The organism is Tritonibacter scottomollicae, from assembly GCF_032924845.1.
Lineage (GTDB): Bacteria > Pseudomonadota > Alphaproteobacteria > Rhodobacterales > Rhodobacteraceae > Epibacterium > Epibacterium scottomollicae.
Genome location: NZ_CP136704.1, coordinates 3028331 through 3054391, shown reverse-complemented (window position 1 = coordinate 3054391; position 26061 = coordinate 3028331). Strand labels below are relative to the sequence as shown.

The 26061-nt window shown below is 61.8% G+C and carries 23 protein-coding genes; 9 read left to right on the top strand and 14 right to left on the bottom strand.

Annotated features, from left to right (window positions below; translation table 11 throughout):
• Positions 1–101: 101 nt before the first annotated feature.
• Entirely contained in the window at positions 102–1544 is a 1443-nt protein-coding gene (locus tag R1T40_RS15205) for an aldehyde dehydrogenase family protein (protein WP_317384720.1), read from the bottom strand.
• A gap of 289 nt (positions 1545–1833) precedes the next feature.
• Between R1T40_RS15205 and R1T40_RS15200 the strand changes: the two genes are divergently transcribed.
• Entirely contained in the window at positions 1834–2484 is a 651-nt protein-coding gene (locus R1T40_RS15200; RefSeq protein ID WP_106162653.1) for a peroxiredoxin, read from the top strand.
• A 49-nt stretch (positions 2485–2533) separates the two neighbouring features.
• Here R1T40_RS15200 and R1T40_RS15195 read toward each other — a convergent pair whose 3' ends face one another.
• From R1T40_RS15195 to rbfA, 11 genes are all read right to left on the bottom strand, one after another.
• On the bottom strand, positions 2534–3634 hold the full coding sequence (locus R1T40_RS15195) for a rhamnan synthesis F family protein (RefSeq protein ID WP_317384719.1): 1101 nt from the start codon (positions 3632–3634) through the stop codon (positions 2534–2536).
• A gap of 115 nt (positions 3635–3749) precedes the next feature.
• Entirely contained in the window at positions 3750–4613 is an 864-nt protein-coding gene (locus R1T40_RS15190; RefSeq protein WP_317384718.1) for a glycosyltransferase family 2 protein, read from the bottom strand.
• Positions 4614–4710: 97 nt separating this feature from the next.
• A complete protein-coding gene (pnp, locus tag R1T40_RS15185; RefSeq protein ID WP_106162655.1) occupies positions 4711–6846 on the bottom strand; it encodes a polyribonucleotide nucleotidyltransferase in 2136 nt (711 codons plus the stop codon).
• Positions 6847–7041: 195 nt separating this feature from the next.
• Positions 7042–7302: a DUF6525 family protein gene (locus R1T40_RS15180; RefSeq protein WP_317384717.1), complete on the bottom strand. Its 261-nt coding sequence runs from the start codon at positions 7300–7302 to the stop codon at positions 7042–7044.
• Between the two features lie 2 nt (positions 7303–7304).
• Complete coding sequence (locus R1T40_RS15175; RefSeq protein WP_317384716.1) at positions 7305–8519, bottom strand: GTP-binding protein; 1215 nt, start codon at positions 8517–8519, stop codon at positions 7305–7307.
• Positions 8520–8755: 236 nt separating this feature from the next.
• Entirely contained in the window at positions 8756–9025 is a 270-nt protein-coding gene (gene rpsO, locus R1T40_RS15170; RefSeq protein WP_106162657.1) for a 30S ribosomal protein S15, read from the bottom strand.
• Between the two features lie 228 nt (positions 9026–9253).
• A complete protein-coding gene (locus R1T40_RS15165) occupies positions 9254–10258 on the bottom strand; it encodes a calcium-binding protein (protein ID WP_317384715.1) in 1005 nt (334 codons plus the stop codon).
• Positions 10259–10409: 151 nt separating this feature from the next.
• Positions 10410–10931 carry a DUF1643 domain-containing protein gene (locus R1T40_RS15160; RefSeq protein ID WP_317386986.1) on the bottom strand — a complete coding sequence of 174 codons (522 nt, stop codon included), beginning with the start codon at positions 10929–10931 and terminating at the stop codon, positions 10410–10412.
• Positions 10932–11122: 191 nt separating this feature from the next.
• Positions 11123–12031 carry a tRNA pseudouridine(55) synthase TruB gene (gene truB / locus R1T40_RS15155; RefSeq protein ID WP_317384714.1) on the bottom strand — a complete coding sequence of 303 codons (909 nt, stop codon included), beginning with the start codon at positions 12029–12031 and terminating at the stop codon, positions 11123–11125.
• Positions 12032–12088: 57 nt separating this feature from the next.
• Entirely contained in the window at positions 12089–12826 is a 738-nt protein-coding gene (locus R1T40_RS15150; protein WP_317384713.1) for a phosphodiester glycosidase family protein, read from the bottom strand.
• A 49-nt stretch (positions 12827–12875) separates the two neighbouring features.
• The gene (gene rbfA, locus R1T40_RS15145; protein ID WP_106162661.1) at positions 12876–13271 is read right to left on the bottom strand and encodes a 30S ribosome-binding factor RbfA; all 396 of its coding nucleotides are present in this window, start codon (positions 13269–13271) and stop codon (positions 12876–12878) included.
• A gap of 93 nt (positions 13272–13364) precedes the next feature.
• Between rbfA and dapB the strand changes: the two genes are divergently transcribed.
• Positions 13365–14174, top strand: a complete 810-nt coding sequence (dapB, locus tag R1T40_RS15140; protein WP_317384712.1) for a 4-hydroxy-tetrahydrodipicolinate reductase — start codon at positions 13365–13367, stop codon at positions 14172–14174.
• A 151-nt stretch (positions 14175–14325) separates the two neighbouring features.
• Here the strand turns inward: dapB and R1T40_RS15135 are convergent, their stop codons facing one another.
• Positions 14326–14520 (bottom strand): DUF1674 domain-containing protein, encoded by a 195-nt coding sequence (locus R1T40_RS15135; RefSeq protein WP_317384711.1) that lies wholly within the window; start codon positions 14518–14520, stop codon positions 14326–14328.
• Positions 14521–14618: 98 nt separating this feature from the next.
• On the opposite strand from R1T40_RS15135, the gene R1T40_RS15130 reads away from it, so the two are divergent.
• The 7 genes from R1T40_RS15130 (at position 14619) to R1T40_RS15100 (ending at position 23596) form a co-directional block, all read left to right on the top strand.
• Positions 14619–15893, top strand: coding sequence for an RsmB/NOP family class I SAM-dependent RNA methyltransferase (locus R1T40_RS15130; protein ID WP_317384710.1), 1275 nt, complete (start codon positions 14619–14621; stop codon positions 15891–15893).
• A gap of 341 nt (positions 15894–16234) precedes the next feature.
• A complete protein-coding gene (locus R1T40_RS15125; RefSeq protein WP_317384709.1) occupies positions 16235–17980 on the top strand; it encodes a heparinase II/III family protein in 1746 nt (581 codons plus the stop codon).
• 24 nt (positions 17981–18004) lie between these two features.
• Positions 18005–19594 carry a bifunctional phosphoribosylaminoimidazolecarboxamide formyltransferase/IMP cyclohydrolase gene (gene purH / locus R1T40_RS15120; RefSeq protein ID WP_317384708.1) on the top strand — a complete coding sequence of 530 codons (1590 nt, stop codon included), beginning with the start codon at positions 18005–18007 and terminating at the stop codon, positions 19592–19594.
• Positions 19595–19613: 19 nt separating this feature from the next.
• On the top strand, positions 19614–20096 hold the full coding sequence (gene lspA, locus R1T40_RS15115) for a signal peptidase II (RefSeq protein WP_106162667.1): 483 nt from the start codon (positions 19614–19616) through the stop codon (positions 20094–20096).
• A gap of 55 nt (positions 20097–20151) precedes the next feature.
• Positions 20152–20658, top strand: a complete 507-nt coding sequence (locus tag R1T40_RS15110; RefSeq protein WP_317384707.1) for a DUF3035 domain-containing protein — start codon at positions 20152–20154, stop codon at positions 20656–20658.
• A 134-nt stretch (positions 20659–20792) separates the two neighbouring features.
• Positions 20793–22226, top strand: a complete 1434-nt coding sequence (locus tag R1T40_RS15105; RefSeq protein ID WP_317384706.1) for a M16 family metallopeptidase — start codon at positions 20793–20795, stop codon at positions 22224–22226.
• On the top strand, positions 22223–23596 hold the full coding sequence (locus R1T40_RS15100) for a M16 family metallopeptidase (RefSeq protein WP_317384705.1): 1374 nt from the start codon (positions 22223–22225) through the stop codon (positions 23594–23596). Before R1T40_RS15105 ends, R1T40_RS15100 begins: the two co-directional genes overlap by 4 nt.
• Positions 23597–23710: 114 nt before the next feature.
• On the opposite strand, the gene R1T40_RS15095 is transcribed toward R1T40_RS15100, so the two are convergent.
• The gene (locus R1T40_RS15095) at positions 23711–26053 is read right to left on the bottom strand and encodes an aldehyde dehydrogenase family protein (protein ID WP_317384704.1); all 2343 of its coding nucleotides are present in this window, start codon (positions 26051–26053) and stop codon (positions 23711–23713) included.
• Positions 26054–26061 lie beyond the last annotated feature (8 nt).

Below are 26061 nucleotides of genomic sequence, written 5' to 3'. Positions count from 1 at the left end.
CAAGTTTTGATGAATGTTTAAAGACGCCCTGCTGATGACTGCACCACGGCAAAAAAGAACCGCCCCGAAGGGCGGTTCCTGATGTCAATCTTCGTGCGGGATCAGGCTTCCGGCGTCCAGCCGCCAACGGCCTTCACCTCGAGGAAGTCCTCAAGCCCCCAAACGCCGCCTTCGCGACCATTGCCGGATTGCTTCATGCCTCCAAAGGGCGCACCGGCGCTGCGGGATTTGCCGTTCATTTCCACCATGCCGGAGCGCAGAGCTCGCGCCAGACGGTTGGCGCGCGCGCCGTCCTGCGTCTGGACGTAGTTGGTCAGGCCATAAGGCGTATCATTGGCGATCTCGACCGCCTCTTCCTCGGTCTCGAACGGGATGATCGCCATCACCGGGCCAAAGATCTCTTCGCGCGCGATGGTCATCTGGTTGTTCACATCGGCAAAGACCGTGGGCTTCACGTAGTACCCTTTGTTCAGCCCATCCGGACGACCGGTGCCGCCTGCCACCAGTCGTGCGCCCTCATCGATGCCCTGTTGGATCAGGTCCTGGATCTTGGTCCACTGCAGTTCATTGACGACGGGACCGATATGGCGGCCTTCCTGCGAGGCGGGGCCGACCTCGACCTTGTTGGCGACTGTGGCGGCTTCTTCGACCACACGGTCATAGATGCCCTTCTGGACCAGCATCCGCGAGGGTGCGTTACAGCTCTGGCCGGTGTTCTGCATCATATGCAGCACACCACGTTTCACGGCCTTTTCATCGGCGTCCTCAAACACGAGGTTCGCACCTTTGCCGCCCAGTTCCAGATGCACCTTTTTCAGCGTGTCAGCGGCCGCCTTGGAGATCGCGGTGCCCGCGCGGGTGGAGCCGGTGAAGGACACCATATCCACATCCGGGTGCGACGACAGCTGCGTGCCAACGCCCGCACCATCGCCGTTCACAAGGTTGAACACACCGGCAGGGAAGCCCGCCTCATGGACCATCTCGGCAAAGATCATCGCGTTCAGCGGGCTTTGTTCGGACGGTTTCAGTACCATGGTGCAGCCCGCGATTGCCGCGGCGCCAAACTTCAGCGTGATCTGGTTCATCGGCCAGTTCCACGGCGTGATCAGGGCCGTCACGCCGACCGCTTCGTAAATGATCCGGTCGTTGGGGGCATGATCGCCAAGGGGGCGTTCGAACTCGAAGTTTTTCGCCGCTTTCACAAACCCATCGAGGTGCCAGCTGCCGGCACCGACCTGGCCGCTGCGGGACAGATCGATCGGCGCGCCCATCTCCGTGGACATGGATTGCGCAAGCTCTTCGGTACGGGTGTTATAGACCTCGATCAGCTTCTCAACGAGCGCGATACGTTCAGCAGGAGGGGTCGCCATCCAGCTGGGCAATGCTGCCTTCGCAGCAGCAACGGCAGCATCCGTGTCGGCCTGTGCGCCCAGAGAGATCACCGTGCAGGCTTCTTCTGTGGATGGGTCTATGACGGCACAGTCGTTGGCTGCAGAGGGGGCAACCCACTGACCATTGATGTAAAAATCACGTTTCTCAAGCATGTTTCAGCTCCCCTATCAGGTATTGAATCTGGCCGGTCTTCGGCGCGTTGCGGGCAGTGTGTCAGTGACCGCAGCTCTCTACAAGTCGGATTTTTGATCAAATTCCGGCGTCAGATCTCGCGCCTCATGAAACCGTGTTTCGTCAGCGTATTGAACTTGTATTTTCTGCGGAAGATTTGGTGACCTGCGACAAAAACGGACGTGAATGGGCAATATGCTTTCACCCGGACAGAAACGGAGTAGGTTTGGCGCAGCGATTCACGCGACTTGATACAGGAGGAGCACTCAAATGGGTTTGCGTATTAATGACGTAGTGCCGAACTTCACGGCAGAAACCGATCAGGGCACCATTACTTTTCATGATTGGATCGGCGACAGCTGGGCCATTCTGTTCTCTCACCCCAAGGACTTTACTCCGGTTTGCACCACAGAGTTTTCTGCAGTGGCGCAACTGAGCACGGAGTGGGCAGAGCGCAACACCAAGGTCATCGGTGTCTCTGTCGATAGCGCCGAGGACCACCGCAAGTGGAAGAGCGACATCGAGAGCTACGGCAAGTCCGAAGCCGGTTTCCCGATCATTGCGGATGAGGGTCTTGCGGTTTCCAAGGCCTTCGACATGCTGCCCGCCGAGGCCTATCTGCCTGATGGCCGTACCCCCGCCGACAGCGCAACCGTGCGGTCCGTCTTCATCATCGGTCCGGACAAGCAGCTGAAGCTGTCCATGACCTATCCGATGACCGTGGGCCGCAACTTCGCGGAAATTCTGCGGGCGTTGGACGGTTTGCAGATCTCCGCCAAGGGGGTTGCCACCCCGGCTAACTGGGTGCCGGGCGAAGATGTCATCATCCCACCGTCGGTGTCCAATGAGGATGCAAAAGCGAAATTCGGCGAGTTCGAGACGATATTCCCCTACCTGCGCAAGACAAAGGCGCCGGAGTAAAATCTCAATCGGTCACCGTGTGCTGCATGCGGTGACCGATCTTGCCGCGTTATGCCGCGTCGGCTGAGGCAGCAAAAGCTTTGCCGCGGGTTTGTCTCAGGTTCAGGGCTTCGTCTCGGATCGTGTCACCAAACGGGCCGTCCAGATCGCGAACAAAGCGCAGCGTCAAATCGGAGGCGTCTTCGTCCAGCCAGATCGGCGATTTCTTCAGAAACGCGAAACCACGGCTTTGATGCATCAGGCGCGGCTGGGTGTAGCTGATCCCTTGACGGGCGACGGCCGTCAGGATGAAGCCGATCAATTCTTCCCGTGTGGCCGTACGGGACATGAGCTCCTCTCTCAACGCCTTGGCGCGCGGCATTTCGGGAATGATGGTGTCCCGGGCGACGGCCGTCAATTCCGTGTCCGAGAGGCCGGCCAGCTCCGTGTCGAGGTCCGAAATATCCAGCGTACTGCCATGACTGAACCCATGTGAGATAATCCAGCTGCTCAACCCGATCTCGCCCCGACGAACGGTCACCGTCTTGTTGTTCGTCAGCGGGAATTTGCGCCAGAAGCGCCGGAAGGCCGGTGACTTCAGAACGTTTTCAGAGATCATCAGCGCAAATGAGCAATAGTGAAAGTTGCGGTGATCGCAACTATAGCTCCAGCGGATCTGCTTGTAGTCTTCGAGATCGACGCGTTCATGGCCATAGTTGCTGGCCGCACCGACGAAATCCAGTTTCAGCGCTTCGGCCTCATGCAGCCAATCACCAGAGTTCGGGAGCGGGAACCAGGCGGAGTCGTTCAACAAGACAAGCCGTTCAACAGATTTGAACTCGTTGATGACCTCAAGCACCCCATCTCGATACCCGCCAAAATCATAGCCGAAGTTCGGACGCTCGATGATGCGCGATGACAGTGCAGTCAACTCGTCCCTATCGGTGTCAGATAGCGGTAGGTTCGACACAACCACCGGGCTATAGCCATTGTCGATCAGATAGCGCAGCGCCACTTTGTGCGAGGCCAGAACGCCGGTTTGTGGGAAAATAAGGTAGATTGCGACCTTGTTGGTTTGTGGAGCGGCGCCGATATGGGTCCGCTTTTTACGCGCCAGAATGTGATCATAGTACGGTTGCGCGAAGAACAGACTGCCGAGACGTGGTGGCAAACGGCTCAATTGTTTGAAAGGCCGTATCAGTTCACCACAGACAAAGTAGGATAACGGGCGGCCAGAAGAGAGGCGCAATTCATAGCGTGTTGCCGAGGAGGCGACAACTGCGTGGTCAGCCCCAGGGCAGGGGCAGGTTGGCGGTGTTTTGCTGGTAAGCCACGAGAACGCCGCGAAGATAGGCCCAATGTTTCGCGCGTTTGCGCTTCGACAGGAGCGTCAACGGTGACGAAAGCTGCAACAGCGCATCTGAAAGCGCGCGGGCATATGCCCCTGGCAGGCCGTGTTTGCGGGCCGCATAGACCCGCGACTGTCCCATGTACCAGGCCTTGAGTGAAGCGGTACGGGGAGAGCGCACGGTGGACTCTCCAAAGAGATGTGTCGCCTCAGCGCCGGTGACCAAGCGCAAGGGGCCACAGTCCCGCGCCAATCTCAGGCTGAGGTCATCATCTTCGTGAAACAGAAAGATCTTCGGGTCGAAGCCGCCGATGGTTTCAAATGCCGCGCGGCGCACAAATATGGCGGCGCCTGACAGAACTGGAAGCTCGCAATCGGCCTCCGCCGCGCTGCGTGGCAACCAGTGGGATTTCGGGAGCAGCTTGCTGCGGCGCTTGAACGCGAGCCTGCCATCCCCCTCGCGCAGGCGTGGGTTGAAGGCGCTGGCCTCAGGATGGGCCTCTGCCGCCGCCAAAAGCACCTGAATGGCGCCGGAGGCCAGACTGGCATCGGGGTTCACGAAAAACAGGAACTCACTGTTGGAGTGTGCAGCGCCCAGATTGCACCCTCGCCCGAAGCCGATATTCGTCTCAGAGACCACCAATTCCGCGCCATGGGTTTCTGCAAGCCGACGGGTCGCATCGGTATCTGCCGATCCGTTGTCCACCACGATGCAGCGCACGTCCTCAGGCAGGGAGGCCAACAACCCCGGCAGGATCTTGGATGAATTATAGGCAACGGTAATGACGGTGACGCGGCTCATGAGATCCTCGGTCGGCGCGACAGGCGCGCCATAAAAAATGCCCGGGACCAATGGCCCCGGGCATCTTATGTCAGATCCGCATCATGCGGGGAAAGACTTATTCAGCGTCTTCTTTCTTTTCGACGATCTCTTCGCCGGTTTGCTGATCGATCATCTTCATCGACAGGCGCACCTTGCCGCGATCATCAAAGCCCAGAAGTTTGACTTTCACTTCCTGACCTTCCTTCAGAACATCCGAAGGGTGGTTCAGGCGGCGGTTTTCGATCTGGCTGACGTGCACAAGGCCGTCGCGCTTGCCGAAGAAGTTCACGAAGGCGCCGAAATCGACGATCTTCACGACCTTACCGGTGTAGATCGCGCCTTCTTCCGGCTCTGCAACGATCGAATAGATCATCTCATAGGCCTTCTTGATGGCCTCGCCGTTGGCGGATGCGATCTTGATGATGCCATCGTCGTTGATGTCGACCTTGGCACCGGAGACTTCGACGATCTCGCGGATGACCTTGCCGCCGGAGCCGATGACTTCGCGGATTTTGTCGGTCGGGACCTGCATGGTCTCGATGCGCGGCGCGTGCTCGGAGAACTCGGAAGCTTCGGTCAGCGCCTTGGACATTTCCTCAAGGATATGCAGACGGCCCGCTTTGGCCTGAGCCAGCGCGGATTTCATGATTTCAGGCGTGATGCCTGCAACCTTGATGTCCATCTGCAGGGAGGTGATGCCCGCTTCGGTGCCCGCAACCTTGAAGTCCATGTCGCCGAGGTGATCCTCGTCGCCGAGGATGTCGGTCAGGATGCCGTAGGAACCGTCTTCTTCCAGAACCAGACCCATCGCAACACCGGCAACCGGTGCTTTCAGCGGAACGCCCGCGTCCATCATGGACAGGGAGCCACCGCAAACGGACGCCATCGAGGAGGAGCCGTTGGATTCGGTGATCTCGGAAACCACGCGGATGGTGTAGGGGAAGTCGGTCGGCGCAGGCAGAACCGCCTGCAGCGCGCGCCATGCCAGTTTGCCGTGGCCGATTTCACGACGACCGGGGCCACCAACACGACCCACTTCACCAACCGAGTAGGGCGGGAAGTTGTAGTGCAGCAGGAAGTTGGATTTGAAGTTGCCGTGCAGCGCGTCGATGAACTGTTCGTCATCGCCGGTGCCCAGCGTGGTCACGACCAGACCCTGTGTTTCACCACGTGTGAACAGGGCGGAGCCATGGGTGCGCGGCAGGAGGCCGGTTTCGCATTCGATGCCGCGAACCTGATCCAGCGCACGACCGTCGATGCGGCGGCCGTTCTTGACCACGTCACCACGCAGAACAACGGATTCCAGCTTCTTCAGCGCGGAGCCGAGGTTGCCGTCTTCCTGCTGCTCTTCGCTCAGAGCGGCGATGATTTCGTCCTTGGCGGTGCCAACGGCGGTCACGCGTTCCTGCTTGTCGGAGATCGCATAGGCGGCGCGCATCTTCTCTTCACCAGCTGCTTTGACCGCAGCATAGAGGTCGGAGTAATCCGGCGGGGTGAAGTCGAACGGCTCTTTCGCGGTCTCTTCCGCAAGCGAGACGATCAGGTCGACGACCGGCTGGAGTTGCTCGTGGGCAAAGGTCACCGCGCCGAGCATTTCTTCTTCTGTCAGCTCGTAAGCCTCGGATTCCACCATCATCACGGCGTCTTTGGTGCCGGCGACGATCAGGTCCAGACGCTGCTCCGGGTTCAGGCGCAGGTCCTGCATGTCGTCCACGGTCGGGTTGAGAACGTAGTCGCCACCCTCATAGCCAACGCGGCAACCGGCGATCGGACCCATGAAGGGCACGCCGGAGATGGTCAGCGCGGCAGAGGCCGCGATCATCGCGACGATATCCGGGTCGTTGACCAGATCGTGGGACAGCACGGTGCACATCACCAGAACTTCGTTTTTGAAGCCGGGAACAAACAGCGGGCGGATCGGGCGGTCGATCAAACGGGCCGTCAGCGTCTCTTTTTCAGTCGGACGCGCTTCGCGTTTGAAAAAGCCGCCCGGGATCTTGCCGGCGGCGTAGTATTTTTCCTGGTAGTGCACGGTCAGCGGAAAGAAATCCTGACCGGGCTTTTGTGCGCGGGCGTAGGTCACGTTGGCCATGACCGAGGTTTCGCCAAGGGTCGCGATCACGGTGCCATCTGCCTGGCGCGCAACCTTACCCGTTTCCAGTGTCAGCGTTTCTTCGCCCCACTGCATTGTTTTCGTCGTCACATTGAACATCTATCGTATCCTAAGTCGGAGCACTCCCGGGCGTATCCCGGGTCTCCATATTGCGTAGCGGCCCCATTGCCGCCGACCCCCTATGCTATCTTGCTTTCGCGTGCCGGGGTCTGGGCACATCGTCTCAGATAGATCCGCCCTTACAGGAGTTCGGCGCAAAAAGAAAGCGTTCGCTGTGGTGTCGTGTTACGCGGCTCAGCGGTTGCGGGGCTGTGCCAGCGTCTTCTGTTCGACCGCATCGAGGTGGGCCAGCGCGGCCTCCTCGCCCAGACCGGCCCGGCGTGCCGCCTGCCAGATGCGGCGGCAGGACTGCGCCGACCATGGAAGAGAGGCCTCGCGCACCCAGGCCCGCAGGGGCGGCGGCAGCCGGTCATAGGCCGCCATCGGGTCTTCCTGCCTGCGCCGGGTGGGCAGGGACACTGCCCCCCGGTTGCCATCCCGGTCCCGCCTGGCCATGGTCAGGCCGCCTGTTCGGCGCGCCGCCACAGCGGAAAGGGATCTGCTAGGGTTTCGCAGTCTGGCAGGGTCTCGGCGGTGATCTCCTGCATCAGGCAGGTGTCCAGTCTGGCGCTCAGCGCCGGCCAGTCGATGCCGGCGCCGATAAAGACCAGTTCCTGCCGCCGGTCGCCAAAGGGCTCCTGCCAATGGGTGCGCATGTAGTCCTGCGCCTGTTGATGTGTGGGCCAGCGGTCTATCGGCACCGAGGCCCACCAGGTGCCCAGCGGCGCCACGCTCGACAAGGCACCGGCGAGCGAGAACTCGGCAACCCAGTCGGGGCGGGTGGCGATCCAGAAATGCCCCTTGGCGCGGATCACCCCGGGCAGGCTGCCGTTCAGCACATCGTGGATTTTCTGCGGGTCAAAGGGCGCCCGGGCGCGGTAGACAAAAGAGGCAATGCCGTATTCCTCGGTCTCCGGCACGTGATCGGCAAAGCCATAAAGCTCCTTGGCCCACATCGGGTGCTCATGCGCCTTCTCGAAATCAAACAACCCTGTGTCGAGGATCCTGTCTGCGGGCACGGCGCTGAAATCCGCTTCGATGATGTCCGTATCGGCGTTGAGGCTGCGGATGATCTTACGCGCCGCATCGACCTGCTCCGGCGTGGCCAGGCTCACCTTGTTCAGCACCACCACATCGGCAAATTCGATCTGATCGGTCAGCAGATGTACCAATGTGCGTTCGTCTTCCTCGCCCATCGTCTCGCCCCGGTCCGCCAGCAGGTCGTGGCTGGCAAAGTCGCGCAGCAGGTTTACCGCATCGACCACGGTCACCATGGTATCGAGTTGGGCCACATCCGACAGGCTCTCGCCCTCGGCGTCGCGGAAATCAAAGGTCGCCGCGACGGGCAGCGGTTCCGAAATGCCGGTGGATTCGATCAGCAGGTAGTCAAAGCGCCCCTCCTGCGCCAGGCGACGCACCTCCGCCAGCAGGTCATCGCGCAGGGTGCAGCAGATGCAGCCGTTGGACATCTCCACCAAGGTTTCCTCAGTCTGGCTCAGATCCGCGCCGCCCTCGCGCACCAGATCGGCGTCGATGTTGACCTCGGACATGTCGTTGACGATGACCGCGACGCGACGGCCCTCGCGATTGTTGAGGATGCGGTTCAGCAGCGTGGTCTTGCCAGCGCCGAGAAAGCCGGAGAGCACGGTGACGGGAAGGCGGGGATCGGACATCTGCGACTCCTGTGTGATGTGTTATAACGTAACAACCACGAAGCGATTGCAATAACAAGTCCCCGAAATCAAAAAAGCCGCGCGCCGATCCGGAACGCGATTCACGCCAGACTCACAATCGGGAGACACAGACAGCGCGTCACGCGTTTCGATCTGCCAATGCGGTTGGAGCAAAAAGAAACGCCCGCTCCTGTGCAGGAACGGGCGCTCTTTGAACCGAAGTCCGGGCGGATGTCTTAGCGACGGATGCCCAGCTTCTTGATAATGTCCTGATAGCGCGCTTCTTCTTTGCCCTTCAGGTAGTCCAGCAGCTTACGGCGCTGAGCAACCATTTTCAGAAGGCCACGGCGACCGTGGTTGTCTTTCTTGTGGGTTTTGAAGTGCTCTGTCAGCGTGGTGATACGCGAGGTCAGGATTGCAACCTGGACTTCCGGAGAACCGGTGTCGCCCTCTTTGGTCGCGAATTCTTTCATCAAGCGTGTTTTTTCTTCAGCTGTAATCGACATCGGGGTCTCCTTCATAAGGTTAGAGTTGATGGCGCAGGCCGGGATGTCGTCCAGCACAGGCCCATGGAGAAATCCACGCACGAAGCTCACGAGGTTTGATTCCACGCGCGGATGCGGGTCACTACGGGATCCGGGGCAGTATTGCAAAGGAAAAGCGTGACAGGGATGTGGGCGCAGTCTGCCAATAGCGGTGCGGGCGCAAGGATCGGCAGGGCACGCGGGCGACTGTCAGGTCGGGATCGGCAGATAGGCGACGTCTTCGTCGTTTGCTTCGACCAGGATGATGTCGTCAGCGGTCAACCCTTCGGCGCCCGTCAGGCGTATCGCTTCTTCACCATCAAGCCTGACGATGGTTTGTTCGGGCACATCCGGGTCTGCCTCGACTTCGAGCGACGGTTGGGCCTCCGTGCCGTCGTAAACGAGCAGGAGCTGATCCTCGTCGCGGTCGAAGTCGATAAGGTCGACAGTGCCCTGCGCAATCCAGTCGCCCAGCAAAAGCTGATCTGCGCCGTCGCCGCCGGTCAGCACGTCAGAGGCGCCTGCGATCAGGGTATCATCTCCGTCTCCGCCGTTTACGAAGTCACGCGTGTCGCCATCATCGGCGCCATTGACCAGATCATCTCCGGCGCCACCAAACAGCGCATCTTCGCCTTCGCGGCCGGACAGGGTATCATTGCCATCGTTGCCATGCACCGCATCAGACCCTTCGCCACCGGTCAGTGTGTCATCGCCCTGACCGCCATGAAGCGTGTCGTCGCCGCTGCCACCCTGAAGCTGATCGCTGCCAAAGCCGCCATAGAGGGCATCATTGCCATCCTCGCCCGCCAGCGTGTCGGAACCTTCTTCGCCATAGAGTGTGTCGGCGCCGGTCCCCCCGGTCAGAGTGTCGTCTCCTTCATTGCCATAGAGGTCGTCATTGCCGCTTCCGCCATCGAGTGAATCATCTCCGGCGTAGCCATTGACCTGATCATCCCCGCCGAGGCCAAGGAGCGTATCATTCGCGGTGCTGCCTGACAGGTGATCGAGCGTGTCGGTGCCAATGTGGGTCGTGCCGAGATTGGTTGCGCTTCCCTCGGTCCCGTCCTCGTCATCAGTGCCGCCGCCATCCTCTGTATCGCCGTCGGGATCGGAGCCAGAGAGAAATACGTCAGGTGACACAACGTTGTTTCCGGTGCGTGTCACATCCTCGTCAGAGGTCTCATCATCGTCCTCGTCGGAGTCAAAATCGATCATGATCGCGCTGCCAACAGCAGCGATTCCAAGAATACTGGCCAACCACAACACGGTACTGGTCCACTTCGTACTAGATACACTCAACCAGTATGAAGGATGGCACAGAATAGCTTAAAGCAGAATACAAAACAGGAACATCGGTTAATGAACCCTATGGATCGACCTGCGAAAGCCAGATCCGGGGCGCTTCGGCATACGCGATATAAAGCGGGTGTTTGGGATGTCCGGCCTTGCTGAGACCGAGGTGATGCAGGGGGCGACCGCTTTGGCGCAGAGTGGCGGCCACCTGCGGACCTTGATTGCGGTGCGCGCCATGCGTGCCCCAGGCGCAGATCACCATGTCGGCCCAGTCCATGCCCTGCAGCAGCACATCCATATTATCCGGCCCTTCGGGGTCCGCCGCGGCGCGCATGTCGCGCGGATCCGTGGCCCGATAGGCAAAGATATTGGTGGCCTGAAACCCGCCGAATCCCAGCGCCCTGGCCCGACGTTCGCACCGCTCGATGGTGGGGTCGTTCTGTACCTCGGTGGCTTTCGAGGGGTTCAGCATCACGAACATCACCTTCTGCCCAGCCGGATCCCAGATCCGGCTCAGGCTGTAGCGATAGGTCTCGCAATCGGAATAGACGGCGGTGGAGGGCGCATCGCCCTTGACGTGATGGCGGGTGATCATGCCAGCGGTTTTGCCGCATCCCGGCGGAATGCGCAATTCCCCCGGCGTTTTCACCGGAGGCCTGCAGGTATAGGTCAGCACAGTTGAAGTTATGTTTCGCGCGCGAAACGATGGGTCAGGGAGCTGTCCCTTTCATTCGCAAGATCTTAACTCGTCTGTCGCGGATGTGAGTGGCCTTCGATCCCGGGGTGTCAGTCCTGATTGAACACCCGGGAGGGATGCAATTCACCCGCCTTGTAGTTGCCCACGGCAACGGCCTTGCCGTCCAGAGAGGCCCAAGCCTCTTCGCCGTACTCTACGTCGGAGGCAATCACCATGCCAGGGTTGCCGTTGCGCAGACGTACCGCGCCCTGCGCGGTGCATTTCAGTTCCGGCAGGTCGATCAGGCCTTCTTCGAGCGGGCGCAGGAACTGGTCGATTTCAGGGGATTTGGCCAGCGCGTCGATCTGCTCCAGCGTGACGCCATCCTCGGCATCAAACGGGCCGGACCAGACCCGCCGCAGCTGCTTCACATGGCCGAGGCAACCGAGTTTCTCGCCGAGGTCGCGTGCGATGGAGCGCACGTAGCCGCCCTTGCCGCAGGTCATCTCCAGCACCACGTGATCGGCGTCGGGACGGTCCAGCATCACCAGCTCCTCGACCCAGAGGGCGCGGGCGGACAGCTCCACCTCTTCGCCATCACGGGCCAGCTTGTAGGCGCGTTGCCCGTCGATCTTCACCGCGGAGAATTTCGGCGGTACCTGCTGGATCTCGCCGATGAAGCCCTGCAACGCATTCTTGATGTCTGCGTCGGTGGGACGGGTTTCGGAGGTCGCCAGCACCTCGCCTTCTGCATCATCGGTGTTGGTGGCCGCGCCGAGGGTCACGGTGAAGGTATAGGCCTTAATCGCGTCGGTGATATAGGGAACCGTCTTGGTGGCCTCGCCCAGGGCCACGGCAAGCACGCCGGTGGCTTCGGGATCGAGGGTGCCGGCATGACCGGCCTTTTTTGCGTCAAACGCCCAGCGGACCTTGTTCACGACGGCGGTCGAGGTCAGGCCTGCGGGTTTGTCCACCACCAGCCAGCCGGAAATATCGCGTCCCTTGCGTTTGCGTCCCATCAGAGTCCCCTAAAATGTCGGATAAGGCGGGCGGGGTAACGCAGGACGCGGGGGCTGTCAATTCTGCAGCGTGTCTGCTTCCGTATCCGGGATATCCTCGACCACACCCACCACAGGCCCCATCATGAACCCCACATCCGAACGCCCCAGTTCCGGCGCGTGCAGGCGGGAGATATTGCCATCGAAATAGAGCGCTTGCGGCAGGCCGAGATGATCGCGAAACAGGCTGCCGAAATCGTGGAAGTTCACAGCGTTGCGCGAGATCGCAAAAACCACGCGGCTGCCGTCCGCACTGGTGCCGACACCGTTGCGAATGTAGCGAGAATCGCTGTCCTTCAGGAACCGCGGGTGCAGATCGCCGTCGATCACCAGCATCGGCCCGGATTGGGTGGCGCTGGTGCAGGTGGTGTCGCTGGCCTCATAGGCCAAGGTTTCGATCACGTCGGCGCGGTTCTGGCGCAGACAGAACACCCCGTTGGGCACCAGGCCGAAGTTGCCGGGGCCGGGGTTGGTGACCAGTCGCATCTCTTCTGCGCCGTCTTCGACATAGAGCCCGACCGGTGAGCGGTCCGTGTGATACATGCCCGCATTGGTGCCAAAGGCGAGGCGTTTGCCTGAGGTCGCGAGATGCGCCTCGATGGTGGAGAAATGCCCCATAACCACGCCATCGTCATCGCGCAAGAACAGGCGCAGGTCTTCACTCGCGGCATCGACTTCACACAGGCTATAGCGATTGCCAGCGTAGCTCTCATCGCGACACTCCACGGCGCGGGCCGCATGTGCCCACAGAGACATGGACAGACTCAGCGACAGACCGAGCAGGGAGGCACGGGCCCACATCGCTTCAGTCCTCGATGTCGCGGCGCACCGCGTCCTGCTCGAAGATCCGGCGGGTGTCGTCCATCCGGTCGAAGGTCTCGTCAATCTGAAAGCGCAGATCCGGTGTGAATTTCAGCCCGGTCTTCTTGCCGATGGCGCGGCGCAGCTCTCCCTTGTTGCGGGCCAGCAGCTGCAGCACGTCCTCCTGCCCCTTGCCGCCAAGCGGCAGCACATAGGCGGTGGCGATTTTCAGATCGGGGGAGGTGCGGACCTCGCCGACGGTGATCGAAAGACGGTTTAGCTCCGGGTCGTGGATATCACCGCGCGCCAGCACCTCGGACAAGGTGCGGCGGATCACTTCGCCGACGCGAAGCTGACGTTGAGAGGGACCGGGACCGTCGTGAAATTTGTTCTTAGCCATGAAACTCGATCTATGCCGAAACCCGCCCTTTGCCAAGCGGTCGCGGTCAGGGTAGGAGGATTCAAGCGGATAGTCCAATCAGAGAGTGAGGCCATGACGGATAAACCAGGGATCGTGATCACCGGCGCTTCGGGGCGCATGGGGCAAATGTTGATCAAGACGGTGCTGGAGAGCGACAAGGCCGAGCTGGCGGGCGTGGTCGAGCGCGAGGGCCACGATTGGATCGGGCAGGACGTCGGTATTGCCATGGGCGGCGCCGCGCGAGGCGTGATTGTCACTGATGACGCGCTGGAGGCTTTTTCCGGGGCGCAAGCGGTGATCGATTTTACCGCGCCTGAAGCAACGATCGCCTTTTCGCAACTCGCGGCACAGGCGCGCTGCGTGCATGTGATTGGCACAACCGGCATGACGGAAGAACAAATCGCGCGGTTGCAGCCAGCTGGTCGCCAGACGGTGCTGGTGCGGGCGGGCAATATGTCTCTGGGGGTGAACCTCTTGGTGCAGCTGACAAAAAAGGTCGCTGCCGCGCTGGATGAGGATTTCGACATCGAAGTGATCGAGGCCCATCACCACCACAAGGTCGACGCGCCTTCCGGCACTGCGTTGATGCTGGGCGAGGCCGCGGCCGAGGGCCGGGGTGTCACGCTTGCGGATGTTGCGGACCGGGGCCGCGATGGCATGACCGGCGCGCGCAAGTCGGGCGATATCGGCTTTACTGCCATTCGGGGCGGCGACATCGTGGGCGAGCATGACGTGCTGTTTGCCGCCGCCGGCGAGCGTATCGTGCTGCGCCACATGGCCACTGACCGCGCGATCTTTGCCCGCGGTGCGCTGAAAGCGGCGCTCTGGGGGCAGGACAAGGCGCCTGGTGAGTATGACATGATCGACGTGCTCGGCCTCTGAGGTTTCTGGGCCGCCCTTGCGGGCGGCTGCCTCCGGCGGAGGTATTTGGCAAAAGATGAAAGGTAGCGGCGCCCTGTTTCATCTTTTTGAAAATATCTCGGGGTGAGCGCCCGAGCCGGGCGCGAGGGGCAGCGCCCCTCTGCGCGACGGCTCAGAAGTCGATAGCGATGCCCTTTTTCTCCCAATCACCATAGCGGGCCGGGTCGGGGCCGTCGCGACCGCCCAGTTCGATTGGCTGCGCTGATTCTGCTGCGCGGGCTTTGCGGCGCGCCTCGGCTTCGGCGAGCGCGCGCTGGGCGGCGGGGGGCAGATCCTCTGCGCGGGGGGCTTCGGGGGCGTCGCTCATGGGGTCTTCTCCGCAGGGTGGGTTTCATTATGCTTGCGCCATGATATACGCCCGCGTCCGCTGTGGACAAGCCGATGCCCCATCAGGAGAGCAATTGCATGAGTGACCGCCCAACATCCGCAACCGATGCCCGCCGCGCGGCGGTAGCGCTTCTCGACAAGGTTCTGGGTGAGGGGCTGTTGCTGTCCGAGTGTCAGGCGCAGGTTCTGGACAAGCTGGAACCGGCGGACCGCGCCCGGGCGCAGCGGTTGACGCTGGAGGTGCTCCGGTCCTTGGAACGAGCGGACCGAGTGTTGCAGAAACACTTGCGCAAACCACCGGCGCTGTTTGTGCGCAATGCCTTGCGTCTGGGCACGGTTGAGCTGTGCTCGGGCGGTGCGGCGCATGGGGTTGTGAATGACATCGTCAATCTGGTGGCGCGCCACCGTCGCCACGGTCAGCTCAAGGGGCTGGTCAATGCGGTCCTGCGCAAGGTCGCCGAGGAGGGTCCGGCGGAATGGGCCAAGCTGCGGGTGCCACGCCTGCCGAAATGGCTGCGCAGCCCGCTGGCGCAGGCCTGGGGCAGCGAGGCCATGCTGGGGATCGAGGCGGCTCATCTGCGGGGGGCGCCGCTGGACCTGAGCGCCAAGCCCGGCGTGGATCTGTCGGCATTGGGCGGCGGGCTGACACCAACCGGCAGCTTGCGGCTGGAAGAGGCCGGCCAAGTCTCAGCCTTGCCGGGGTTCGAGCGAGGCGATTGGTGGGTGCAGGATGCGGCGGCAGCACTCCCCGCGCGGATCCTCAATGCGCAGCCCGGCGAACGGGTGCTTGATCTGTGTGCCGCACCTGGCGGCAAGACCTTGCAGATGGCGGCTTCGGGGGCCGATGTCACGGCGGTTGATATCTCGGAAGGCCGTCTGGCACGTTTGCAAGAGAACCTGGCGCGCACCGGCTTGTCGGCGAATGTGATTGCCGGTGATGTCATGGCGCAGAGCGGGCAATACGACGCGGTACTGCTGGATGCGCCCTGCTCCGCCACGGGCACCATCCGTCGCCATCCGGATCTGCCCCATGCCAAGGACGGTGCCGGGTTTGGTGCGCTGATCGAGCTGCAGGCGCAGATGCTGGCGCATGCCTGGACGCTGGTGAAACCCGGTGGCCGCTTGGTCTATTGCACCTGTTCGCTATTGCCGGATGAAGGCGAGTGTCAGATCGAGGATGCGTTGGAGATGTTCCCTGAGGCGCGGGTTGGCGATGGCGTCAGGACGCTGGAGGGAATCGATGCAAGCTGGATCACTGAGGAAGGCGGTCTGCGTCTGCGTCCGGACTACTGGCCGGAGGTCGGCGGCATGGACGGGTTCTACATGGCGGAGCTTGTGAAAGCGGACGTCTAGCGACTGATTTTTTCTGCAACAACGGTTACCGGGGGGAGGGCTCCCGCGCCCGCAGGTGCCTTGCCGGCGGCAAGCCCCCTTGGCGGTCTTGGGCCCGACCCGTGACCCTCCATGGGAGGGTCACGGGTCCCGCCTTGCGGGTCATCTGGCCTGCAAGGCGCCAGGCCCAACGGGAGCGGAGCATCTCCGCATGATCCGGCGACGGGCGGGAGCGTCCCCGACGGTGTGTCAGCTCCGGTTTCATGGTTCTCCGACGCAGCTGTGACACAGAGCGCATGACACCTGCGCCACCGCGCGTTATCCTCTGGCCAAAACGCCAAAGGCGTGTGAGGCAAGAGAGCATGTCCAGATACGATCGAATGGCCAGTCGCGGAACGCGTCTGCTGAACCGCTATACCGCCTGGAAGGCGCGCAAGCAGCCTGCGGCCACGGGATTCGTGTCGCAGCCGGAGCCGCGCACCATCGGCAGCTTTGCGCGCGGGCGCCAGCTGGTGGCCGGCAACCTGCTGCTTGCGGGCTACCTGGTCGAAAGCAATACCACAGGGCTATGGGATGTCGACGCGCCAGATTTCGCCTTCGAGGCGGAGCGGCAAGGCTGCACCTGGCTCGACGATCTGGCAGCCGTCGGCGACATCAAGGCACGTCGCAAGGCGCAGCATTGGGTCTGGGGTTGGATTGACGAGTTCGGCAATGGCACTGGCCCCGGCTGGTCACCGGATCTGACTGGTCGCCGCGTGATTCGATGGATCAACCACGCGCTGTTCCTGCTCAGCGGGCAGGACAAGCCAGCCTCGGACGCCTTTTATCGGTCACTGTCGCAGCAAACCTGGTTCCTGTCGCAGCGCTGGAAAGGGGCTTCGCCTGGGTTGCCACGCTTCGAGGCACTCACGGGGCTGATCTATGCCGGGCTGGCGCTCAAGGGCTGCGAGGAGCTGGCGGACCCGGCTGTGCGGGCATTGGCACAGGACTGCGAAACGCAGATCAATGCCGACGGAGGTCTGCCCACTCGCAACCCGGAAGAATTGCTCGATGTCTTCACCCTGCTGACCTGGGCGGCGGCGGCCCTGCACGAAGCCGGGCGCTCGGTGCCTCGCGAACATCACGCCGCTCTGGACAGGATCGCGCCCACCCTGCGCGCGTTGCGCCATAGCGATGGAGGGCTTGCGCGGTTTCACGGCGGTGGGCGCGGGCAGGAAGGCTGGCTCGACCATGCCTTGGCGGCCTCACATGTGCCAGCGCGTGCCATTGATGGATTGGCGATGGGGTTTGCCCGGCTTTCCGCCAGGCGGACTTCGGTGATTGTTGATGCCACCGTGCCGCCGGTGAGCAAAGCGTCCTATAACGGACATGCCTCAACCTTGGCGTTCGAGCTGACCTCTGGTCGGCGTCCGTTGATCGTGAACTGCGGCGCGGGTGAGAACTTTGGTCTCGAGTGGCGTCGCGCCGGGCGGGCGACACCATCGCATTCTGCCCTCTGTGTCGAAGGGCATTCCAGCGCCCGGCTGGCGCAACCGCAGAAGGGCACCGGCCATGAATTCCTGATCGAGTCGCCCACTGAGGTGCCGATCGAGCGCGAAGACCTTGATGATGGCTACCGGTTTCAGGGCGCGCATGATGGTTATTCCCGCCACTTCGGGGTAACTGTCGCCCGCGCATTGGAGCTGTCCGTGGATGGGCGGATGGTTTCGGGCGAGGATATGTTGCTCGCGCTGGATGGGGCGGCCAAGAAACGCTTCGACAAGGCGCTGGATTCCGGCGGGCTGCAGGGAATCGGTTATGATTTGCGGTTCCATTTGCACCCGGATGTGGATGCGGCCCTTGACTTGGGGGGCGCGGCAGTATCCATGGCGCTCAAGAGTGGGGAAATCTGGGTATTCCGTCACGACGGTCAATGCGACCTGAAGCTGGAAACCAGCGTTTACCTGGAAAAGACCCGCTTGAAGCCGCGTCAATCGCTGCAAATTGTCCTGTCGGGTCGGGCCATTCAATACGCGACCCAGATCCGCTGGACCCTCAGCAAGGCGCAGGAAACGGCCGTGGCCGTGCGCGATTTGGCCCGCGACGAACCCATGGCCTACGAAGAGTGAACCTGAACAAGGATTCTGACACCGATGACCGACCTCCACCCCGTCCGCCGCGCCCTTCTGTCCGTCTCTGACAAAACCGGGCTGATCGAGCTGGGCAAATCCCTCGCTGAGCGCGGGGTTGAACTGCTCTCGACCGGTGGCACTGCAAAAGCGCTGCGTGATGCGGGTCTCGCCGTTCGGGATGTGTCTGATGTGACCGGCTTCCCGGAAATGATGGACGGTCGTGTGAAAACATTGCACCCGATGGTGCATGGCGGTCTGCTGGCGCTGCGCGACAATGACGCCCATGTGGCGGCGATGACCGAGCATGGCATCGGCGAGATCGACCTTCTGGTGGTGAACCTCTACCCGTTCGAGGCGGCGCTGAAGCGCGGTGCGGCCTATGACGAGATGATCGAGAACATCGATATTGGCGGCCCGGCGATGATCCGCGCGGCGGCCAAGAACCACGCGTTCGTCAACACCGTGGTGGATGTCGAAGACTACGGTGTACTCTTGGAGGAACTGGACCAGAACGACGGTCAGACCTCTTTCGTGTTCCGTCAGTGGCTGGCGCAGAACGCCTATGCTCGCACAGCGGCCTATGATGCGGCGGTGTCGAACTGGATGGCCGGTGCCATCGGCCTGGAAGCGCCGCGTCGCCGCGCCTTTGCTGGACAGATCGCGCAGACGCTGCGCTATGGCGAGAACCCGCATCAGGACGCAGCTTTCTACACCGATGGCAGCGACCGCGTGGGTGTTGCCACCGCACAGCAGCTGCAGGGCAAGGAACTCTCCTACAATAACATCAACGACACCGACGCGGCCTTTGAGCTGGTGAGTGAATTCGCCCCCGAGGACGGCCCTGCGGTGGCGATCATCAAACACGCCAACCCTTGCGGTGTGGCCCGGGGCGCGACCTTGATTGAGGCCTACACAAAGGCCTTCGACTGCGACCGCACCTCGGCCTTTGGCGGCATCGTGGCGCTGAACCAACCGCTGGATGGCGAAACCGCCGAGGCGATCGCCCAGATCTTTACCGAGGTGGTTATCGCGCCGGGCGCATCCGACGAGGCCAAGGCGATCTTTGCCGCCAAGAAGAACCTGCGCCTGCTGATCACCGATGGTCTGCCCAACCCGCAGGACGCAGGCCTGACCACCCGTCAGGTCTCGGGCGGCATGCTGGTGCAGGACAAGGACATTGGCCACCGCGCCATGGATGACCTCAAGGTGGTAACCGAAAAAGCGCCCACCGAGGAACAGATGGCGGATCTGCTGTTTGCGTGGAAAGTTGCCAAACACGTGAAATCCAATGCGATCGTCTACGTGAAGGACGGTCAGACCGTGGGTGTTGGTGCAGGCCAGATGAGCCGTGTGGACTCTGCCACCATCGCCGGCGTCAAGGCGCAGCGGATGGCGGATGCGATGGAGCTGCCCGCAAGCCTCGCGAAAGGGTCTGCCGTGGCGTCCGATGCGTTCTTCCCCTTTGCCGACGGTCTGATGGAAGCGGCGGCCAATGGCGCCACCTGCGTCATCCAGCCCGGTGGCTCGATGCGCGATGATGAGGTCATCAAGGCCGCCAATGAGGCGGGTCTGGCGATGGTCTTCACCGGCATGCGTCACTTCCGTCACTGAGTCCGGAGCAGTAACTGATATGCGGAGCTACGTGCTTTACCTTGCCGCCTTTGTTGCCCTGATCATTGATCAGGCAACCAAGATCGGGGTCGTGTTCGGCCTCGATCTGGTCAATCGGCTGCGACTCGACGTGGCTCCGCCGCTCCTGACTTTTCGGTATGGCGAAAACCGCGGCATCAACTTCGGCCTGTTCGACGGCGGCAGCGACGCAAGTCGCTGGGCGCTGGTGGTGATCTCACTAGTGATCTGCGTTGCGGTGTTCCTTTGGGTGCGCCGCAGCCATGGCCAGAGCCGGATGATGCAGCTCTGTGCCGGCCTTGTGATCGGTGGCGCGCTGGGCAATGTGGTGGATCGGGTGCTTTATGGTTATGTGCTCGACTTTCTCAACATGTCCTGCTGCGGCGTGAACAATCCCTTTGTTTTTAACGTCGCGGATATCTTTATCTTTGCGGGCGCGGCGGGGTTGATCCTGTTCGAAGGCCGCGCGAAAAAGCCCGCGTGACCTCCTGCGCGATATGCGCTAGAGGTGACTGAAACGTCTAAGAGGACCGCGCCCCATGCGCTTTGCGACTGCACCGATCATTCTGGGTTCCGTTTTGCTGTTGTCGGCCTGTGGCAACAAACCGCTGCATGATCTTGATGCGCGCCGCAACAGTCCCGATGAGTTTCTTGTGCTGCCCAGCAAGCCGCTGGAAGAACCGTCAAGCTATGCGGCTCTGCCGGAGCCGACCCCCGGCGGACGCAACCGCACGGATCGCGACCCCAAGGCAGAAGCAGTGGTGGCCTTGGGCGGACGCCCGAGCAGCACGGATATTCCTGCCGGCGATGGCGCGCTTGTGACGGCCGCCAGCCGATATGGCGTGCAGGGTGATATTCGCGAGTCGCTGGCAACAGAGGATGCGAAGTATCGCAAACGGGCCGGTATTCTTGCCAACATCAAGCTGTTCCCGGTCGACCGCTACGCCGAGACCTACGAGCGTCAGGCGCTGGACCCTCAGGATGTGAGTACGGCGTACCGTCGGGCCGGTGTGCCGACCCCCTCTTCGCCGCCAGAAGGCGAATAATCCTTCACAATTTCGGCAAACCGGCTTGTGGCTGGCGTTTTGCACCGTAACTTGATCTTCAGCAGACGAAACCGACTCTGCGCTGGGGCATGCCATGGCATGTGCCGGGATGATCGATCTGGAGGATAGAACATATGACATCTGTGGCAGCGTTTCGGTCCGGGCTTCGGGCCAGCTGGCGGGTTGCGCTTTGTGCCCTGGCGATGACGGCGGGTCTTGGTGCGCCCATGCTGTCCGCCCAGGAGACCGCACCCGCTGCTGAGGCCGCGCCCGCAGAGGCACAGTCAGGGGCCGAAATGGTGACAACCTTCACGCTGGAAAACGGCATGATGGTTGTGGTTGTCGAGGATCATCGGGCCCCAGTTGTTCAGCATATGGTCTGGTATCGGGCCGGATCGGCGGATGAACCCGTCGGGCAGAGCGGTGTTGCGCATTTTCTCGAACACCTGCTGTTCAAAGGCACGGATACGCTGGAGGCGGGCGAGTTGTCGGCCACCGTCGCGCGCAATGGTGGCCGCGACAATGCCTTCACCAGCTATGATTACACCGCCTATTTTCAGCGGGTTGCGGCGGATCGCCTTGAGTTGATGATGCAGATGGAATCGGATCGGATGCGGAACCTGCGCCTGACCGAGACTGACATCGTGACAGAACGCGAAGTGATCCTTGAGGAGCGCAATCAGCGCACCGACAATGATCCTTCGGCGCTGTTCCGGGAGCAGATGCGGGCGGTTCAGTATCTCAATCATCGCTACGGCCAGCCAGTCATTGGCTGGCGTCACGAGATGGAAACGCTGTCGATGGAGGACGCGCTGTCCTACTACGGCACCTACTATGCGCCCAATAACGCGATTCTGGTGGTCTCCGGGGATGTGAGGCCAGACGAGGTGCGGGCCTTGGCCGAGACATACTACGGTGTCATTCCCGCCAATCCCGATTTGCCCGAACGCCTGCGCAGTCAGGAACCGCCGCAGAGCGCGGCGCGGCGTCTAGCCTTTGCCGACGCGCGGGTGGCGCAGCCTTATGTGCAGCGCTCTTATTTGGCACCGGAACGGGATCACGCCAGCCAAGAGAAAGCTGCGGCACTCTATCTGTTGTCGGAATTGCTGGGGGGGGGCACAACTTCCTATCTCGCCAACGCCTTGCAATTCGAGCAGCAGGTCGCGGTCTATACGGCTGCTTTCTATTCCGGGGTATCACTGGATGACACGACCTTTGATTTTGTTGTTGTGCCCGCCGACGGTGTGACGCTTGAGGAAGCAGAGGCTGCGCTGGACCGGACCGTGACGCAATTTTTGGCCGAAGGCGTCGACAGTCAGCAGTTGGAGCGGATCAAGTTGCAGCTGCGCGCCTCCGAAATCTATGCCCGTGATGATGTGGACCGGATCGCCAACCGTTACGGCCGTGCGTTGACCTCGGGGCTGACGGTGGAGGATGTGCAGGATTGGCCGCGTGTGCTGCAGTCGATCACCGAGGATGAGATCATTGCCGTCGCGCGAGAGGTGATGCGGCCCGAGACCTCTGTCACCGGATATCTGACCCAGAGCCAGCAGGAGGCTGACCAATGAGCCGGAACATGACAACGCTGCGCGCAAAAACCGTGGATCTACGCCCGCTGAAGCGTGCGGCACTGGCGCTTGTGGCCGGGTTTGCCCTGCTGATGGCGGCCCAGATGGCGCGGGCGGAGATCGACATCCAAGAGGTCACCTCGCCGGGCGGCATCAAGGCATGGCTGGTGGAGGATCACACGATCCCCTTCTCCGCACTGGAGATGCGCTTTCGCGGCGGGACATCACTGGATGCGCCCGGAAAGCGGGGCGCGGTACATTTGATGGGCGGATTGCTTGAGGAGGGGTCGGGAGAGCTTCGCGCGCAGGATTACGCACGCGCGCTCGAAGCGCTGGCTGCGAATTTCTCCTATGATGCAGATAAGGACACGGTCTCCATTTCTGCTCGCTTTCTGAGTGAGAACAGCGAAGAGGTGGTGGAGCTGCTGCGTCAGACGATTCAGGAACCGAGATTCGATCAGGATGCGTTGGATCGCGTCCGGGCGCAGGTTTTGGTGGGGCTACGTTCGGATGAGAGCGATCCCAATGCGATCGCCGGACGCAAATTTGCCGAACTTGCCTTTGGGGACCACCCCTATGGGACAAACGGCATCGGCACCGTGGAGAGCGTTTCAGCGCTGACACGTCAGGACATGTTTGCGGCACATGAGGCGGTTTTTGCTCGGGACAGGCTCTATGTCAGTGCTGTTGGCGACATCACGCCCGAGGAGCTGGGTGTGATGCTGGACGAGTTGCTGGGTGATCTGCCCGCTGAGGGCAGCCCTATGCCTGGTCCGGCTGAGGTGATGATCGAAGGTGGCGTCACGGTGGTGCCCTTTGCCACGCCGCAATCGGTTGCGTTGTTTGGCCAGAAGGGCATTGACCGGACGGATCCGGATTTCTTTGCCGCTTATGTGTTGAACCAGATCCTGGGTGGGGGCTCGTTCGAGACCCGGTTGATGCAGGAAGTTCGCACCAAGCGTGGGCTGACCTATGGCGTCTACAGCTATCTGGTGCCGCGCGATCTGGCCGCGACCTATATGGGGTCGCTCGCCTCGGCGAATGAGAAGATGGCAGAGGCCGTCGGAGTGGTACGTGATCAATGGGCCTCTTTGGTGGCGGACGGCGTGACCGAGGCAGAATTGCAGGATGCCAAGACCTATTTGACCGGTGCCTACCCGCTGCGGTTCAACGGCAATGGTCAGATTGCATCAATCCTTGTGTCGATGCAGATGGACGATCTTCCGACTGATTATGTGCTGACTCGCAATGAGAAAATCGACGCGGTGACGCTGGGGGATGTGAACCGGGTGGCACGGGAGCTGCTGGTCCCGGATGGCCTGCGGTTTGTGGTCGTCGGTGAGCCCGTTGGGCTGAAGTCGACGGACTGATCTGCGGCACTCGGCACTGAGGTCGCGTGCAGATCAACACCCGAACAACGCAAAATGAAATCGGCGCGGTCCCAAGTCTGGGCCGCGCCGTTTCTGTGTTGATTGGTTCTCAGGTCACTCGCCGTAGGGGATCCAGACCGTCTTGACCTCGGTTGCGGCTTGCAGGAAGCGCTTGCTGTGATCGCGCGCCCAGTCCGTCGCCTGACCGTTGTTGACCCATGTGCGTTTCAGATTCCCGGCAGAGGCGACCTCGATCAATTGTGACAGATCGGTGGAGGAGAAGCTCCAGACCGCATCGAGGTTGAGGTGCTTGGCCATGGTGTCGCCAAGATCTTTGTGCGCGCCTGTCAGGATGTTGACCACACCGGCAGGCAGATCGGAGGTTTCCAGCACCTGATAAAGATCTGTGGCGGCCAGCGGAAACGCTTGTGAGGCCGCCAGAATCACCCGATTGCCCATGGCGATTACGGGTGCCATGGCGGAAATCAGACCCAGCAGCGGCGCCTCGTCCGCGCAGAGCACGCCGATGGTGCCGACAGGTTCCTTCATGCCAAGCGCGACGCCGCGGATCGGCACACCATGCGCCAGACCATCGTATTTGTCGGCCCAGGCAGCGGCGGAGAACAGGCGCTGCAACGAGGCTTCGACCTCGGCGGTGCCTTCCCCCTTGCCGGTCATCGCGTCGATGCGGGCGGCAAATTCACCAGCCCGCGCGGCGAGGTTCTCGGCCATGTAATAGAGAATCTGAGCGCGCAGGTGGCCGGTGGTCTTGGACCAGCCCTTGGCGGCATGGGCGGCCTCGACCGCGTTGCGCACATCCTTGCGACTGCCAGTGCCGACATGGCCCAGCAGGTTGCCCTTTGGCCCGTAGACCGGCTTGGAGTAGCCGCTGTCGGGGCGTGCCTGCTTGCCGCCAATGTACATCTTGGCAGTGCGGTCGATGCCTGCAGGGGCGGTCGCGGCTTCTGCGCCCTCAAAGGCGGCAATCGGTGTCAGGGCCTTGGTCTCGCCCTTGGGTCGGGTGTAGGCCATCAGCCCTTCGACACCGCCCTCGCGGCCAAAGCCGCTTTCGCGCACGCCACCAAACGGGGCGGCGGCATCGAACATGTTGGTGCCATTGACCCAGACCACGCCGGCGACCAGCTTTGGCGCGATATCCAGCGCCAGGTTCACATTCTCGGTCCAGAGCGTCGCCGCCAGCCCGTAGCGGGTGTTGTTGGCCAGCTCGACCGCCTCGGACGGGGTGCGGAAGGTGGTGGTGACCAGCACCGGGCCAAAGATCTCTTCCTGCATCAGGGGATCGGCGGGCGACAGACCCTCGATCAGGGTCGGCGGGAAGAAGCAGCCCTTTGCGGGCATGTTGACCTTGCTCTGATGCACGGTGCAATTCTTGGCAGTGGCCACCAGACGGGTGATCTCGGCATGTTGCACGGGATCGACCACGGCACCTACATCGATGCATTTGTCGAGCGGATCGCCGAGGCGCAGGGTCTTCATCCGGGCGCGCAATTTCTTGTGGAACCGCTCGGAGACGCTCTCCTGCACCAGGAGACGCGAGCCAGCGCAGCAGACTTGGCCCTGATTGAACCAGATCGCATCCACCAGCCCTTCGATGGCGCTGTCCAGATCAGCGTCGTCAAAGACGATGTAGGGGCTCTTGCCGCCCAGCTCCAGCGTCAGCGCCTTGCCGGTGCCTGCGGTCGCTTCGCGAATCTTGCGGCCGACGTCGGTCGAGCCGGTGAAGGCGATCTTGTCCACATCCGCATTGACGATCATCTCGCCCACGGCGCCATCGCCGGTGACGATGTTGACCACGCCCTTTGGCAGGCCGGCCTGACGGCAAATGTCGGCAAACAGCAGCGCGGTGAGCGAGGTATACTCCGCTGGTTTCAGCACCACGGTATTGCCCATGGCAAGCGCTGGCGCGACCTTCCACGCCAGCATCAAGAGCGGAAAATTCCACGGGATGATCTGGCCACAGACGCCGAGCGCCTCACGACCCGACATCTCCTCGTCCATCAACTGGGCGTGGCCGGCGTGGTGGTAGAAGTGGCGCTGCACAAGCGGGATATCGATGTCGCGGCTCTCGCGGATCGGTTTGCCGTTGTCCAGCGTCTCCAGCACCGCAAACAGGCGGCTGTGTTTCTGCATCAGACGTGCGATCGCATAGAGGTAGGTGGCACGGCCAGATCCACCCATCGCGGCCCAGGGGCCTTGCGCGGTGCGGGCGGCTTTTACCGCGGCGTCGACGTCCTTTTTTGTCGCTTGGCTCAATTCCGCCAGCACCTCGCCGGTGGCCGGGTTCTTGCTCTCGAACCCCTTGCCCGGGGTGGTGAAGTCACCGTTGATGAAATGACCAAACCGGCTGCCCTGATCGACCAGCCATGCAAAGGCGTCTGCGGCGCTTTCGGGAGCGGGGCCATAGTCCATGGTGTCGAAGATCTCTTTGATTGTCATCTGTTCGT